Consider the following 15787-nt stretch of genomic DNA (forward strand, 5'->3'; position numbering starts at 1 on the left):
AACATCGCGCTGCACCGGCTCCCTGTCGGGAACGCGCGGCGTTCAGGCACCGCTGACGCGGCGAGCGTCGACCACGTTGGGCAGTGCCGCCAGCCGGCTGAGCAGCCCGGACAACTGTTCGAAATCGCGTACACGCAGGGTGAAGCGCATCTCCACCTCGCCGGTGTGGGCAAACACCCGGCTGGACGACGCAATGATGTGCGTGCCCATGTTGCTGATCAGGTTGGTGACGTCCTTCTGCAAGCCCTTGCGATCGTAGCCGCGCAGTTCGATGTCCACTTCATAGGCCTGGGCAGCCGCCTTGCCCCACTCGACGTCGATCACGCGATCCGGATCGCGCCGCGCCAGCCGCGCGAGACTCGCGCAGTCGGCACGATGCACGGAGACGCCGCGTCCGCGCGTGACGAAACCGCGCACCGGATCGCCTGGCAACGGCTGGCAGCAGCGCGCCAGCGTGGTGAGCAGGTTGCCCACGCCTTCGATGCTGAGCGCACTGTGGTCGCGCAGCGCCTGTCGCGCCTGGGTGGGTCCGAGCGGCGGCGGCACGGCGGGCGGCGGCGCGGAGGCTTCCTGCAATACGCGGGCGATCTGCCCCGGCGCCACTTCACCGAGCGCCAGCGCCACCAGCAGTTCGTCGTGCGTCTTCAGATGGAAGTGCGCAGGCAACTTGCCGATGTCGGCGGCGGGCAGCGCGAGACGCTTGATCTCCTTTTCGAAGATCGCACGCCCTGCCGCGAGATTGGCATCGTGCGCGATACGGCGGAACCATGTGCGCACTTTTTCCTTGGCGCGCGAGGTGTGCAGATAGCCGTGGTGCGCCGACAGCCAGTCGCGGCTGGGTTCGGCCACTTTCGCCGTCAGCACTTCGATGCGATCGCCGCTGGACGGCTGGAAGGTGAGCGGCACGATGCGTCCGTTGACCTTCGCGCCGCGGCAGCGATGCCCCACTTCGGTGTGCACGTGGTAGGCGAAATCCAGCACCGTGGCGCCATGCGGCAGGTCCACCACTTCACCCTTGGGGGTGAGCACGTAGACGCGATCTTCGAGCAGTTCGGTGTGCAGGTCCGCGGCGAGATCGCCGTCGCTGTCCGGCCGCGGTTCCAGCAGGCGGCGCATCCAGGCGATCTTGGCCTCGAATTCGCTGTCGCCGGCGCCGCCTTCCTTGTAACGCCAGTGCGCGGCCACGCCCAGTTCGTTGATGCGATGCATCTCGTGCGTGCGGATCTGCACTTCGAGCGTCTTGCCACGCGGGCCGACCACCGCCGTATGCAGCGAGCGATAGTCGTTGCCCTTGGGGCGCGCGATGTAATCGTCGAACTCGCCAGGCAGATGCGGCCACAAGGTGTGCACGACGCCGAGCGCGCCGTAGCAGTCACCGATGGAATCGACCAGCACGCGCACGGCACGGATGTCGTAGAGATCGGAAAACTCCAGCGACTTGCGCTGCATCTTCTTCCAGATCGAATAGATGTGTTTCGGACGGCCGGCCAGTTCCGCGCGGATGCCCGCCGTTTCCAGCGAGCGCTGCAACGCGCTCAGCGTTTCGCGGATGAAGTCCTCGCGGTCCACCCGCCTTTCGTCGAGCAGGCGCGCGATGCGCTTGTAGGTTTCCGGTTGCAGGTAGCGGAAGCACAGGTCTTCCAGCTCCCACTTCAGTTGCCAGATACCCAGGCGGTTGGCGAGCGGCGCGTGGATGTCCTGCGTGAGGCGCGCCAGCGGCTGGCGTTCGTGGTCCGGCAATGCGTTTGCCGCGCGCATACGCGCCAGCTGGCGAGCGAGCAGGATGAACACCACGCGCAGGTCGCGGATGATCGCCAGCAGCAGGCGCCGCAAGCCTTCGGCGCCCCGGTCCGCGCCGTGCTGGGCGTGCAGCGCCCAGACTTTTTCGGCGGCCACCTGCCCGCCGACCAGTCGCTGCAGGTCGGGCGGCAGGCTGGGTTCGCGTAGCGCCCATAGCGCCGGATCGATGCGCGACACCTCGAACCACAGCGCCGCGGCCTGGGTCTGCGTGTCGCAGCCGAGCATGGCCAGCAGCTCCAGCACGTCCACGCACTCGGCCTGGTTCATCGGCAGCACCGCGCAGGTGTCCAGCGCCTCGCCCAACGCGGGCGACACGCTGCCGGCGCGTTCGCGCCACTCGGCGAGACCCGAGCTTGGATGGAGGGCGGCTTGAACCATCCGCTTATTCTAGAGCATCCCCGGGGGCTACCCTCAGGCGGCATGAACCGGCGATTCATGCCGTGTATGCTGCGCCAGCAAAGCATTATCCCTTGTACCCGAGAGGATCACCCCATGCGTCTGGCCCGCCCGCTGCTGTTGCTGATGAGTATCGCCCTTGCCCTGCCCGTCGCCGCTTTTGCCGCCGACCAGTACGTGCCGCTGCAGCAGCGCATGTCGCCGGAGGAATTCAAGGCCGCCGGCCTGGACAAGCTGTCGCCGGATGAGCTGAAGAATCTCGACAACTGGCTGAGCGGGCACGGCAAGGTCGTCACCAAGGTGGTCGACCAGGCGGGCAAGCCGGTGTTCTATCCCACCAGCGAGAAATCGGGCCCGGTGCAGGCGCGCGTGCAGGGAACGTTTGCGGGCTTCAACGGCCACGGCCAGCTCACCCTGGACAATGGCCAGGTATGGCAGCAATCGGACAGCACCAAGGTGTCCTGCCTTTCCAGCGAGAATCCGAAGGTCATCATTCGTCGTTCGCTGATGGGCAACTGGATGGCGGCTGTCGATGGCTGCAACGACACGGCGCCGATGACGCGGGTGAAGTAAGGTCTTCCTGTGGGAGCGCACCCTGTGCGCGACTGGCGACAATCGTCGCGCCAGTCGCGCACAGGGTGCGCTCCCACAAATTGAGGTAACGACTCAGGCGAGATTTTCCAGCGCTCGCGTCAGGCGCTTGGCCGATACGGGTTCGGCCGTCTTCAGTTCCTGCGCGAACAGCGATACGCGCCACTCCTCGATCAACCAACGCAATTCGTCCAGGCCTTCGTTGCCGGCCGCGCGATGCTTGAGGTAGTCGCGCCAGAACGGCAGCACCTGCAACAGCCGTTGCTGATCCTTGGCGGGATCCTGCCGCAAGCGCTCCGCGCGCAGACGCATGGCTTTCAGATAGCGCGGATAGTGCGCCAGCCGCGAGGTGGGAAGTTCACGCAGGAAGCCCGCGGTGAGCAGCGCGTCGAGCTGCTCGCGCAGGTCGTCGTAGCTCGCCCGCGCAAAACCCATCAGCGGCGGTTGCAGCCACGGCTTCAGGTCGGCCTGGGCTTCGATGATGGGCTCGGCCAGCTTCAGTCGCTCCACCGCGGCACCGAACAGCTCGCGCGCCGCCTGCGTATGCAAGGCTTCGAAGGTGCCCGCCGTGCGTACGTCGAGCGTGTGACGCGCCAGCAGATCCTGGAAGCCGCCTTCGACCAGATCCTCGCGCAGGCCATCCACGCCACCGAGCGGCGCGTACTTCAAGGCCAGCGGGTTGCCGACGGGCAATCGGCGGCGCGCCTGTTTCATGTCGCTGGCGAGCGCATTGCGCAGCAGGCGGATGACGCCTTCGACGTGTGCCTCGCGCGCCTCGTCGCTGCGTTCGAACACCCGCAAGGCCACGGCATCGCCCAGGTCGACCAGTGCCGGGAACGCCAGCAAGCCGCCAGCCGAACGTACCTGTGCGGGAATTTCCTCGAAGTCCCAGCTGGCGATGTCCTCGCGGGTGAGTTCGATATCGGTCTTGCGTGAAAACGCCTCGCGCGCCTGGCCTTCCCATTGGCCACGGATCGCGGCGAGGTCGCGTCCCGTCGCCAGGGTCTTGCCGCTTTCATCGTGCAGGCGATAACGCATGCGGAAATGCGCCGGCAATTCCACCGCATCGAACTCGGACGCCGACACATCGACACCGGTGGCGCGCTTGAGGAAGGTGGCGAGCGCTTTCGTCAGCGACTCGTCCCGTGGCGCCTCCGCCTCCGCGAAGGCGCGGGCGAAATCCGGGGCGGGTACAAAGTTGCGGCGCAATGCCTTGGGCAGACCGCGGATCAGCTCGGCCACCTTTTCGGCGAGCAGTCCGGGCACCAGCCACTCACAGCGCGCGGCTGGCAGCGCATTCAACATGGCGAGCGGGAGGTGCAGTGTCACGCCATCGGCATCGTCGCCGGGAACGAAGCGGTATTCGAGGCGGTACTTTTGCGGAGGTACATCCAGCGATGCGGGAAACGCTTCGGGATCGAGCCCTGCCCCGCCGCTCATGACGTCGTCCAGCGACCAGCGCAGCGCAGCCTGCTCTGCCGGGCGTGCCTTGCGGTACCAGGCGTCGAGTGCGCGGCTGTCCGCGATGTCCTGCGGTAGTTTCCCTTCGAAGAAAGCGACCAGTTCGTCCTCGTGGCGGAGCAGTCCTTCGCGACGCTGCTTGGCCTCGATGCCGCGGGCATCTTCCAGCACGCGCTGATTGGCGCGGATGAAATCGGCGCGTGCATCGATATCGCAACGCACCAGCGCCTCGCGCAGGAAGATCTCATGTGCGAGCACGGGATCCTGTTTCTGGAAGGTCACGGGACGGCGCTCGACCAGGGTGAGCCCGAACAGGCTCACCTGCTCGTAGGCCACCACATGACCGCGCTTGCGCGACCAGTGCGCATCGCGGCACGAGGAGCGCAACAGATGCGCGGCCTGCTGCTCGATCCACAGTGGCTCGACGCGCGCGCACATCATGCCCCACACGCGACCGCCGACATCGAGGATCTGCGCGGCGAAGATCCAGTTCGGCGGCACCTTGGAAAGCGACGAACCCGGGAACACCTGGAAGCGGCGCTCGCGCGTGCTGCGATAGACGCCCTTCTCGTCCTTGTGACCCACCTGCGTGGGCAGGCCGGCGAGCAGGCTGCGGTGGAGGGATTCGTATTGGCGCGCGGCCTCGTCCTCGCCCTTGCCTTGGCTCCCTCTCCCTTCCGGGGAGGGGGTTGGGGTGAGGGGTGGGTGCTCGCGGGTTGGCTGCCTATCCTTCTTGGTGGCCAGAACAGCTCGCGATTTTGTGATTCCCCGCGAGGTTGACCCCTCATCCCGACCGTCTCCCCGGAGGGGAGAAGGAGAAGTGGAGGCTTCCAGCTTCCATCCCAATTCCTGCACCACCAGCAGCAATTGCCGGTGCAGTTCGCGCCATTCGCGCATGCGCATGAAGCTAAGAAAGTGGCGCGAACACCAGTCGCGCAACTTCGATTGCGTGAAGTCTTCGTGCGCCTTGCCGTACTCGCGCCAGAGGTTCAACACGCCGACGAAATCGGATTTCGGATCGGCAAACGCCGCGTGTGCCGCATCGGCCTGCTGGCGTGCATCGGCGGGGCGTTCGCGCGGGTCCTGGATGCTGAGGAACGAGACGATCGCCAGCACCTCGCGCAGGCTCTGCAATTGCTGCGCCTCCACCAGCATGCGGGCGAGCTGCACGTCGATCGGCAGCTTGGCCACCGTGCGGCCGATGGGCGTCAGGCGGCGCGCATCGTCGATTGCGGAAATTTCCGCGAGGCGGCGATAGCCATCGGCCACCACGCGCGGATCGGGCGCTTCGAGGAACGGGAATTCATCCACCTCGCCCAGCTGCAAGGCGAGCATGCGCAGGATGACGTTGGCCAGCGACGATCGCAGCAGCTCGGGATCGGTATAGGCGGCGCGACTTTCGTAATCGGCCTCGTCGTAGAGGCGATAGCAGATGCCCGGTCCCACGCGGCCGCAACGGCCTTTGCGCTGGTCGGCTGCAGCACGCGAAATCGGCTCGACGTGCAGGCGTTCGAGCTGGCTACGCTGGCTGTAGCGCTTTACCCGCGCCTGGCCCGAGTCGATCACGTAGCGGATGCGCGGCACCGTCAGCGAGGTTTCCGCCACGTTGGTGGCGAGTACCACGCGCCGTTTGTTCCCAGGTTTGAACACACGATCCTGGTCGCCCGCCGACAGGCGCGCATACAAGGGCATCACTTCGGTCTCACGGTACTGGCGTCGCGACAACAACAGATGTGCATCGCGAATTTCGCGTTCGCCGGGCAGGAAGATCAACACGTCGCCGCGCGGATCGTCGTGGGTGATCTCATCGAGCACGGCCGCCACATGGTCAGCACCGCCCTGCTGCAGATCGCCCGCCCGTTGCCCGCGCCGCGCGGCGACGTCATCGACGGAGCGCCAGCGCACTTCCACCGGATAGGTGCGCCCTTCCACCGACACGATCGGCGCACCGCTGAAATGCTCGGCAAAACGCTCGGTGTCGATGGTCGCCGAGGTGACGATGATCTTCAGCGAGGGCCGTTTCACCGCCAGCCGCTTCAGGTAGCCCAGCAGGAAGTCGATGTTCAGGCTGCGCTCGTGGGCCTCGTCGATGATGATGGTGTCGTACGCACTCAGCCACGGATCGCCCTGCGTTTCGGCGAGCAGGATGCCGTCGGTCATGAACTTGACCAACGTGCGCTCGGATACCTGGTCGTTGAAACGCACCTGGAAACCGACCTGCTCGCCCAGCGGCGTGGCCAGTTCTTCGGCCACGCGGCGAGCCACCGAGCGCGCCGCCAGACGGCGTGGCTGGGTACAGCCGATCATGCCCGCTTCGCCGCGACCCGCGGCCAGGCACAGCTTGGGCAACTGGGTGGTCTTGCCTGAGCCGGTTTCGCCGGCGATCACCACCACCTGGTGCTTGCGGATCAGCTCGATGATTTCCTCGGCGCGCGCCGTGATCGGCAGCGATTCGTCGAGGCGGATGGCCGGCTTGGCCGCGGCTCGCGCCTTGCGCCTAGCCACCGAAGCTTCGATATCGGCGCTGAGCGCGGCCAGTTTCTTCTCGTCGAAACGGCGCGACAGCTCACGCCACCGGCCGAGCAGGCGGCCATAGTCGCGGCTGGTGACGTCGTCGAGCGCCTGGCGCAGCGGACGCAGACGCGCGTCGGTGGAGGCGGCGTTGGATGCAGTCGGGGTCATCGGACCGCACATGATAGCCGCTGACGGGCACTCCGGGCATATGCGGCATCGGCGGGCACTAATCCGCGAAACGTGGGTCCACCGGAGGGCTGGCCACACAAGGATGTTGGCATGTTGAACGTAAGGAAGGCTGACCAGAAGCTCTCTTTTTCATTCCGGAGAGCCCTCTCTCTAGCCATAGCCATGGCAGGACATGTCGCGCTGCTGGCCGTGCTATTGCAACCCACAACACCGTCCCAGACCACGCCTGTTCGCGGCCTATTCGATCAAAACAACGTCCTGGTGATGCGCTTGCTGCCTCGGGTGCCGCCCAGGATCGAATCTGCGCCACCGTCCGCCCCCAGGCCGCGCTCGGGGGTTTTGCCAAGGCGTCGCCGAACGACATCGACCGCTACGCCGGTGCCACACGTTGCAGCGACGGACTCACCAATACCCCTCCCTCAAAGCTCCAGCGCACCCGCGTACATCCCTGGTGGTCGTAGTTTCTCCAGCGCTCTTGCAGCGGCGACTACGCCAGCCCGTTCGCTGCCGGACGGCACACCGGTAAAGGGCATGCCTCGTTTCCGCATAGCCAATCCGCAGACCCAGGGCCTGGCCGGCATAGCACGCCTGTTCCAGGTCTTCACGGGCACCGCCGACCCCGCCTGCGTCGATGTGGATCGATGGGGCACCATGAACGAAGACGAGCGCATCGCGCAGCATTCATCAAGCGCTGATATGACCCGCATCGCCATTGAGCACAACTGCGCTTTAGCGCCCGATACGAAAAATCGATAGTGAAACGTGGCAGCTTGTCGCGCCCGTATCGGAATGCCATGCAGGAACCCCCACATGTTCGGGCGTGCCGCAAATTTGCGGACCGATCGACGCAGGCTATCGCGGGCATCGGAAGGATTCATTTCACCGCATGGAGGACGCTCACTAACCTGAGCACAGCTTCCAATGCCATCACCCTTACAAGGAGCAAGACATGGCCATTTCCATCGGTATCGCCAAGAAGGACCGGGAACAGATCGGCGAGCAGCTGTCCAAGCTGTTGGCGGATACGTATTCGCTGTACCTGAAGACGCACAGCTTCCACTGGAACATCACCGGTCCGCAGTTCAACAGCCTGCACACCATGTTCGAGACCCAGTACAACGAACTGTGGCTGGCTGCGGACGAAGTGGCCGAGCGCATCCGCACGCTCGACGTGTTCGCGCCGGGCTCGTACAGCCAGTTCGGCAAGCTCACCGCGATCAAGGAAGAAGCCGGCGTGCCGGATTGGAAGGAGATGGTCGGCCAGTTGGTCGAAGGCCATGAAATCGCCGCGCACACGGCCCGCCAGGTGATCAAGGTGGCCGACGACGCCGGCGACGAAGGCACCGCCGACATCGTGACCGGTCGCCTGAAGGAACACGAAAAGACCGCCTGGATGTTGCGCTCGCTGCTGAAGTAAGCATCAAAACGAGCCGCGGCCCTGAACGCTCAGGGCCGCGCCTCCAGCACGATATTGAACGGCGTCTCGGCGGCGCGCCGGAAGCGTTGGAAGCCGCCACCCTGCACCACCACTTCGCGCAGCTTCGCTTCGCCCGCCTGGGCACCCAGGGCAGGACCGTGCCGGGCCAGCGATACCGGCACGCAGATTTGCGCCGATGCGCCGAAATAGACCCGCCCCACCGGGTTGAGGTTGTCGCGCACGCTGTCGCCGGCAAATGGCTCGACGATCATGCAGTTGCCGTCGGGCTTGAGCGCGCCGCGCGCGTGCCTGGCCACGCCCACCGGATCGCCCATGTCGTGCAGGCAGTCGAAGAAGGCGATCAGGTCGAAATCCTTGCCCTTGTAGCCGGTGGCATCGGCCACTTCGAACGAGGCGTTGACCACGCCGGCCTCAGCGGCGCGTTCGCGTGCCACGTCGATGGACGGTGCGTGGTAGTCGTAGCCCACGAAATGCGCCGCCGGAAACGACTTGGCCATCAGGATCGTGCTGGCGCCGTGCCCGCAGCCCACATCGGCGGCCCGCCCACCCATGCGCAATTTATCCACCACGCCATCGAGCGCCGGCAGCCACGCGCCGATCAGGTTGGCGTTGTAGCCCGCCCGGAAGAAGCGCTCGGTACCGTGGAAAAGGCAGGGATGATGCTCGCCCCACTCCATGCCTTCGCCATTGCGGAAATGTTCCAGCGTGCGTTCTTTCGCATGGAACAACGCTTCGACGATGGCATACGCACCCGGCACATCCACCGGTCCGTGCGGATCGGCCAGGCACAACGCCTGTTCCTCGCTCAGGCCATAACGGCCGGAGGCTTCGTCGAACTCCACGTAGCCGCCGGCCGCCTGGTTACCCAGCCATTCGCGCACGTAACGCTCATGGGTGCCGGTGCGCGAGGCCAACTCGGTGGGTGTCAGGCGTTCCTTCGCCAGCGCCTTATAGAAGCCCAGCTCGTCGCCGATCTGGATCAGGGTGGCGCTGATGGCGGCACCGAGGTCGCCGACCGCCCGGCCCAGGAAAGCGTGAAGTCTTTGTTCATCGATAGCCATGACGATGCTCCGCGACGCCGTCTTTCGAAACGGCGGAGTAGGATGAAACTCCTGCATACGCTGCGGCTGGCAAAGGCGCCTGTCCCATACCGGACAGCGCGAAAGCACTAGGCCGGTGGCGGGAGTCCGTGATGTCGCGCCTGCGTGGACACCTGGAGGCAGGGGGAGCCGACGTACCGACGGTACGCCAGGGTGACGTGCGCGCCGCGCTGCTGCAGCACTTGCTCGATGAGTTGCTGATCGGCGTGATCGTGGTGGACGCCCAGGCCCGTCTTTCCTTCGTCAACCGCCAGGCCCGCGATCTGCTGGCGCGGCACGATGGCTTGATCGACGCGCCGGCCGGACTCAAGGCGGGCACGGCCGCCCATACCCGCCGTCTGCGGCACGCCGTGGCGCTGATGGCCGCCTCGGGTCACACCGACGATGCCCCCGCCCTCACCCGCTATCTCGGCCTGCCGCGCCGGTCCCGCCGCGCCGCGCCCCTGCTGCTGCGCCTGTCGCCGCTGCCCGGCCCGTCGCCCGAGGTGGTGCTGCTCGTCACGACTCCTGAACATCTGCGCCCCTTGCCGCCGGAAGCCCTGACCGCCGCCTTTGGCCTGACCCCGCGCGAGGCCGCCCTGGCCGGCATGCTTGCCGACGGTCACGAGTTGCGCGATTGCGCCCGCCTGCTGGCCATGGGCGAAGGTACGGCGCGCAATCACCTCAAGCACGTCTTCGAGAAAACCGTCAAACACAGCCAGGCCACCCTGGTCGCGGCGCTGTGCCGGATGGCCGCACCCTGCCGTTGAGCGCGCCCGCGCCAACAGCGGCCTGACCTTGCGCTGACCATCCGGTCCCCTTATTGATTGAGACAAATGCCCCTGATGGTTAAGCTTCCAATGCTTTTCGGCCTCGTGTGAGGCAGCCACGGGGATCGTTTTGAGCAACGCATCAAGCAACCACGACAGTCGGCACCCGCTGCTTGCAGCCATTTTGCTCGCCCTGGTCGTGGCGGCCATGAACATCGGTCTGTGGTGGTGGAGCAATCTGCCGCACGGCCCCGAGAACTGGAACGGACCGATCGGCGGCTTCGCCCTGTCCGCCTTCCAGCGCTACCAGAACCCGCTGAAGAACGATTTCCCCTCCGATGAGGAGATCGATAGCGACCTGAAGCTGCTCAAGCGCTACACGCCGCGCATCCGCACCTATTCGACGCTGCAGAACCCGCAGGTCTATCGCCTGGCCGAGAAGGAAGGCCTGCAGGTGATGGCCGGCGCATGGGTCGACCGGCGCCTGGACAACAACGAGAAAGAAATCGACACGCTGATCGCGCAGGCGCGTCGCTATCCCAACTCGATCAACCGCGTGGTCGTGGGCAACGAGGTGCTGTTCCGCAACGACATCCCGCCGGAACAGCTGATGGCGTATGCCGACCGCGTTCGCGCGGCGATCCATCAGCCGGTGACGATTGCCGAGCCTTGGCACATCTGGGCGAAGTATCCGGAGCTGGCCGAACACGTCGACTTCATCACCGTGCATCTGTTCCCGTACTGGAACGGCATCGCGGTCACCGGCCAGGGCAAGGGGCTGGAAGCGTTCCCTGCGGTGAGCGATGCGCTCGGCAGCTATGACGCACTCAAGAAGATGTTCCCGAACAAGCCGATCGTGATCGGCGAGATCGGTTGGCCGTCGAATGGCGATCGCTACAAGTATGCCGACCCGTCGGTGTCCAACGAAGCGATCTTCCTGCGCACGTGGTTCAACGAAGCGAAGAAGCGCAACATCGACTACTACGTGATGGAAGCGTTCGACCAGCCCTGGAAGGAAGCGCTGTCGGGTCGTACCGAGGCGTACTGGGGCATGTTCAACGCCGACCGCCAGCCGAAGTTCCCGTTCACCGGCCCGGTGACCGAGGACACCGCGTGGCCGTGGAAGGCGCTCGGCGCCAGCCTGCTCGCGCTGATCCCGATGGTCTGGTTCGCGCGTCGCTACAGCCGCTTCAAGCTGACCGGCCGGTTCTTCTTCTGCGCACTGATCCAGCTGGCCTGCGGCCTGGTCACCTGGTCGGCCACGCTGCCGTTCAATTTCTACCTGAGCTGGATCGACTGGACCATGCTGGTGCTGCTGTTCCCGGCCCAGATCGCGATCCTCGCCATCCTGCTGATCAATGGTTTCGAGTTCACTGAGGTGCTGTGGCGCCGCGGCTGGGTGCGCCATGCCGGCCTGCTGCCGCCCGATCCGGTGGAGAAGCAGCCGTTCGTGTCGATCCATCTGGCCTGCTACAACGAGCCGCCGGAGATGGTCTTCGTCACGCTCGATTCGCTGGCCGAACTGAAGTACGAGAACTTCGAAGTCCTGGTGATCGACAACAACACCAAGGACCCGGCGATCTGGAAGCCGGTGCAGGAATACTGCGAGAAGCTCGGCAGCAAGTTCCGCTTCTTCCATCTGGAACCGTGGCCGGGCTTCAAGGCCGGTGCGCTGAATTTCGGCCTGAAGGAAACCGACCCGCGCGCCGACGTGGTGGCGGTGATCGATGCCGACTACGTGGTGCGCGAAGACTGGCTGGCTTCGCTCACGGGTTACTTCCACGATCCGAAGGTGGCCGTGGTGCAGTGTCCGCAGGCCCATCGCGACTACGAGCACAACCGCTTCCGCCGCATGACCGCGTGGGAATACGACGGCTTCTTCCGCATCGGCATGCACCACCGCAACGAGCGCAACGCGATCATCCAGCACGGCACCATGACGATGGTGCGTCGTTCGGCGCTGGAAGGCACCGGCAACTGGTCGGAATGGACCATCTGCGAAGACGCCGAGCTGGGCCTGCGCCTGATGCACGCCGGCTACGAGCTGGTCTATGTCGACGAACTGATGGGCAAGGGCCTCACGCCGGCGGACTTCAAGGCATACAAGAGCCAGCGTTACCGCTGGGCGTTCGGCGCCATGCAGATCCTCAAGGGCCGCTGGAGCTGGATGACCAAGAAGGGCCCGCTCAGCTCCGGCCAGCGCTTCCACTTCCTCACCGGCTGGTTCAGCTGGTTCGCCGATGCGCTGCACCTGATCTTCACCATGATGGCGATCTTCTGGACCGCGGGCATGGTGGCCTTCCCCACCCTCTTCAACCTGCCGATGCAGTTGTTCCTGATCCCGGTGATCGGCTTCTTCTTCGCCAAGGCGATCTTCGGCATCGTGCTGTACCGGGTGCGTGTCCCTTGCAGCTGGTACGACACCTTGATGGCGTCGCTGGCCAGCATGAGTCTCTCGCACGCCATCGCCCGCGGCATCCTGCACGGCCTCACGCGAGAGAAAACCTCGTTCGTGGTGACCGCCAAGAGCCGACGCCTGGGCGGCAGCAATTTCGCCGCGTTCGCGCCGGTGCGCGAGGAATTTCTGATGGCGATCGCGCTGGTTGGCTGTATCGTCGGCATGGGCATGCGCTTCGGCACGCATTACGTCGAAGGCACGCTGTGGATGTTCATCCTCGGCGCACAGTCCATCCCGTACGTGTCGGCGGTGATTGGCGCATGGATTGCGCACAAGGCTGGCGATAAAGCGGGTTGAGCGGCCCGCCTGCTGCCTTTTGCGCAACGGGCTCACGAACGGAATTCGGTATGGCGACGATACGTTGGTTCGAAACCCAAGCGGCATGGACGGAAGCAGCGAAGAGCGTTCAAGCCGATGTCGCGCAGGAAGGCGAATGGCTGGGCGAACCGCGTTCGCGCGAGGGTTATTGCATCGCCTGCGGGGGCCAAACAACCTTCCGTCTTGCCGGCTCGGACTTAAGCCGTGCCAACGTGCGCGAAAACCTGTGCTGCATCCGCTGCCGGCTGAATACGCGGCAGCGCCTGATGCTTTCGGCCATGCTCGCAAACGGTGGCGACCAGCGGCAACCAGGTGTCCAGGGCGCCTTGCTTGAGAAGACCACCCGGCTGTACGCACGATCCCGCGCGCGCATGCCGTGGCTGCGTGGATCGGAATATCTGGGCGACGATCGCCAGCCTGGCCGCAGCTACTGGTGGTCCACTCGCTGGTGGCGATGGCGCCGTACCCGGCACGAGTCGATCACCTCGTTGTCCTATGGGAATGCTTCGCTAGACCTCCTGGCGCACAGCGATGTGCTGGAGCACGTCTACGATACGGCGGCCGCCCTGCGTGAATCGGCTCGGGTACTGAAACCGGGCGGCGTCATGCTGTTCACCGTTCCGTTTCTCGTCGATCACCCCACGTCGATACTCCGTGGCCGCCCGGATTCGTCGGGCCAGATCGAGCACCTGCAGCCACCGGAGTACCACGGCGATGGACTCAGCCGCAGTGGCATCTACACGTTCCACAACTTCGGGTGGGACATCCTCGAGCAGATTCGTAATGCCGGCTTCCGTCGTGCCGAAGCCGGGTTCTGCTATGCCCCCCGTGAAGGATTCCATGTCGATGACGCGAGTTCGGCCGAGTCCTGGAAGATGCTGCCGAATATCCTGCGGGGCATTCGATAGTACGCATCCTTGATACATCGCAGACATCCCAGCTGCTAGATATCCACGGCAAGTCTGCCCTCCACTAACGGATGGGGTGGCGAGGACGGATCCAGAAGAATGCAGATTGTCCAACGCCTTGCTGCGCTACTCCTATGCATACCGATGCTGGCGCACGCGGGTGTGCAGCTGGTGGTGGATGGCGTGGAGGATCCGCTCAAGCTCGCCGTGAGTTCGGGCGTGGATTTGTCTGAATACGCCAATCGCGAAGTGACCGAGGCGCAGGTGCGCCGCCTCTATGAGCAATCGCTCGACCAGGCCAAGACGTCGCTGGAGCCCTACGGCTACTACGAAGCGAAGGTGCAGGGACAACTGGAACCCGTGGGCAACGACTGGCGCGTGACGCTGCATGTCACGCCAGGCGAGCCGGTGAAGGTCACCGGGGTGGAGATCAAGCTCGATCCCACGGCGGCGAAGATCGGCGCCATCCGTCGCGCCCAGCGCGCGATCGAGAACCTCAAGGGCCAGACGCTCAATCACGGCGAATACGACAGTAGCCGCGATGCGCTCAGCGGCACACTCACCGCCAACGGTTTCCTCGACGCGCGACTGGTCACCCATCGGGTGGACGTCAATCGCGGCGAACGCAGCGCGGTGATCCATCTCGAATGGCAGGCCGGCCAACGCTACAAGTTCGGCGAGGTGCATTTCGAGGGCTCGCAGTTCAACGAAGGTTTCCTGCAGCGTTACGTGCCCTTCAAGGCCGGCGAGTATTTCGCGCAGGACAAGCTGCTGCAGCTGCAGCAGGCCTTGAACGGCGCGGATTACTTCTCGGTGGTGAACGTGCTGCCCGACATCGACGACAAGAAGAACGGCGTGGTCGACGTGAAGGTGGAACTGTCGCCGGCCAAGCGCACCATCTACAGCGGCGGCCCGTTCATCGGCACAGATACCGGCTTTGGCGTGCGTGCCGACATGGAACGCCGTTGGGTGAACCGCAACGGCCACAAATGGAAGAACGAGCTGATCGTGGCGCAGAAGCTCAAGACGCTGTCGACGCTGTACACCGTGCCGCTGCCCGGGCCCAACCAGCGCAGCTTCAACTACGGCGCCACCTACCGCGACTCCAACACCGACACCTCCAAATCCAAGACGCTGGAACTGGTCGCCAACGAGACCCGCGAATGGCATGGCTGGGTGCGAACGATCGGCGTGCACGCGCTGGACGGCACGTTCACCGTGGGCCAGAAGGCCGGCGAATCGGACAACGTGCCGGGTCTGGAGCATGGCCAGAGCAATCTGTTCTATCCGGAAGTCTCGCTGTCGCGCAAATCGGGCGACAACCCGATCTTCGTGCGCAGCGGCTGGTCGCTGGTGTTCACGGCGCGCTCCACCGTGGGTTCGCTGCTTTCCGACGCGAGCTTCAGCCAGGTAACTGCGGACGGCAAATGGATCACCTCGTTCTGGGGCAACAACCGTTTCATCGTGCGCGGCTCGGCCGGCGCCACCTGGACCAACAATTTCGATGACCTGCCGCCGCAGCTGCGCTTCTTCGCCGGTGGCGACCGCTCGGTGCGCGGTTACAGCTACCAGAGCATCGGTCCCAAGAATGCGTTCGGCCGCGTGATCGGCGGCGAGAACCTGCTGGTGGGCAGCACGGAAGTGGAGCACTACTTCACGCGGCAATGGGGCATGGCGGCATTCGTCGATGCGGGCAACGCGTTCAATGGCACCGATTACCGACCGAAGATCGGCGCGGGTTTGGGCGTACGCTGGCTCTCGCCCGTGGGCATGATCCGCGTGGACCTGGGCACGCCGGTGCACAACCCCGATGAGCGCGGCGTGGAACTGCACGTCGTGATCGGCCCGGATCTGTGAGCAGATGT

General features: G+C 65.0%; 10 protein-coding genes. 7 read left to right on the forward strand and 3 right to left on the reverse strand.

What is annotated here, in order from left to right; translation table 11 throughout:
- Positions 1–42: 42 nt before the first annotated feature.
- Positions 43–2178 carry a RelA/SpoT family protein gene (locus ISP20_RS15275; protein ID WP_204636979.1) on the reverse strand — a complete coding sequence of 712 codons (2136 nt, stop codon included), beginning with the start codon at positions 2176–2178 and terminating at the stop codon, positions 43–45.
- A gap of 114 nt (positions 2179–2292) precedes the next feature.
- Between ISP20_RS15275 and ISP20_RS15280 the strand changes: the two genes are divergently transcribed.
- Positions 2293–2769 carry a hypothetical protein gene (locus tag ISP20_RS15280; protein WP_204636980.1) on the forward strand — a complete coding sequence of 159 codons (477 nt, stop codon included), beginning with the start codon at positions 2293–2295 and terminating at the stop codon, positions 2767–2769.
- 93 nt (positions 2770–2862) lie between these two features.
- Here the strand turns inward: ISP20_RS15280 and hrpA are convergent, their stop codons facing one another.
- Positions 2863–6930 carry an ATP-dependent RNA helicase HrpA gene (gene hrpA, locus ISP20_RS15285; RefSeq protein ID WP_204636981.1) on the reverse strand — a complete coding sequence of 1356 codons (4068 nt, stop codon included), beginning with the start codon at positions 6928–6930 and terminating at the stop codon, positions 2863–2865.
- 552 nt (positions 6931–7482) lie between these two features.
- Between hrpA and ISP20_RS15290 the strand changes: the two genes are divergently transcribed.
- Together ISP20_RS15290 and ISP20_RS15295 are read left to right on the forward strand one after the other, a co-directional pair.
- Positions 7483–7707, forward strand: coding sequence for a hypothetical protein (locus ISP20_RS15290; protein WP_204636982.1), 225 nt, complete (start codon positions 7483–7485; stop codon positions 7705–7707).
- A 193-nt stretch (positions 7708–7900) separates the two neighbouring features.
- Positions 7901–8368, forward strand: coding sequence for a Dps family protein (locus ISP20_RS15295; protein ID WP_204636983.1), 468 nt, complete (start codon positions 7901–7903; stop codon positions 8366–8368).
- A 29-nt stretch (positions 8369–8397) separates the two neighbouring features.
- On the opposite strand, the gene ISP20_RS15300 is transcribed toward ISP20_RS15295, so the two are convergent.
- Entirely contained in the window at positions 8398–9450 is a 1053-nt protein-coding gene (locus tag ISP20_RS15300; protein WP_204636984.1) for a class I SAM-dependent methyltransferase, read from the reverse strand.
- Positions 9451–9581: 131 nt separating this feature from the next.
- Between ISP20_RS15300 and ISP20_RS15305 the strand changes: the two genes are divergently transcribed.
- The 4 genes from ISP20_RS15305 to ISP20_RS15320 all read left to right on the forward strand — a co-directional run bounded on the left by ISP20_RS15305 (position 9582) and on the right by ISP20_RS15320 (position 15779).
- Positions 9582–10238 (forward strand): helix-turn-helix transcriptional regulator, encoded by a 657-nt coding sequence (locus tag ISP20_RS15305; RefSeq protein WP_204636985.1) that lies wholly within the window; start codon positions 9582–9584, stop codon positions 10236–10238.
- 208 nt (positions 10239–10446) lie between these two features.
- Positions 10447–12993, forward strand: a complete 2547-nt coding sequence (locus tag ISP20_RS15310) for a glycosyltransferase (protein ID WP_425490851.1) — start codon at positions 10447–10449, stop codon at positions 12991–12993.
- Positions 12994–13043: 50 nt separating this feature from the next.
- Positions 13044–13922 (forward strand): class I SAM-dependent methyltransferase, encoded by an 879-nt coding sequence (locus ISP20_RS15315; protein ID WP_204636987.1) that lies wholly within the window; start codon positions 13044–13046, stop codon positions 13920–13922.
- Between the two features lie 99 nt (positions 13923–14021).
- Entirely contained in the window at positions 14022–15779 is a 1758-nt protein-coding gene (locus ISP20_RS15320) for an autotransporter assembly complex protein TamA (RefSeq protein WP_204636988.1), read from the forward strand.
- Positions 15780–15787 lie beyond the last annotated feature (8 nt).

Source organism: Dyella kyungheensis (assembly GCF_016905005.1).
In the GTDB taxonomy this organism is placed as follows: Bacteria; Pseudomonadota; Gammaproteobacteria; order Xanthomonadales; family Rhodanobacteraceae; genus Dyella; species Dyella kyungheensis.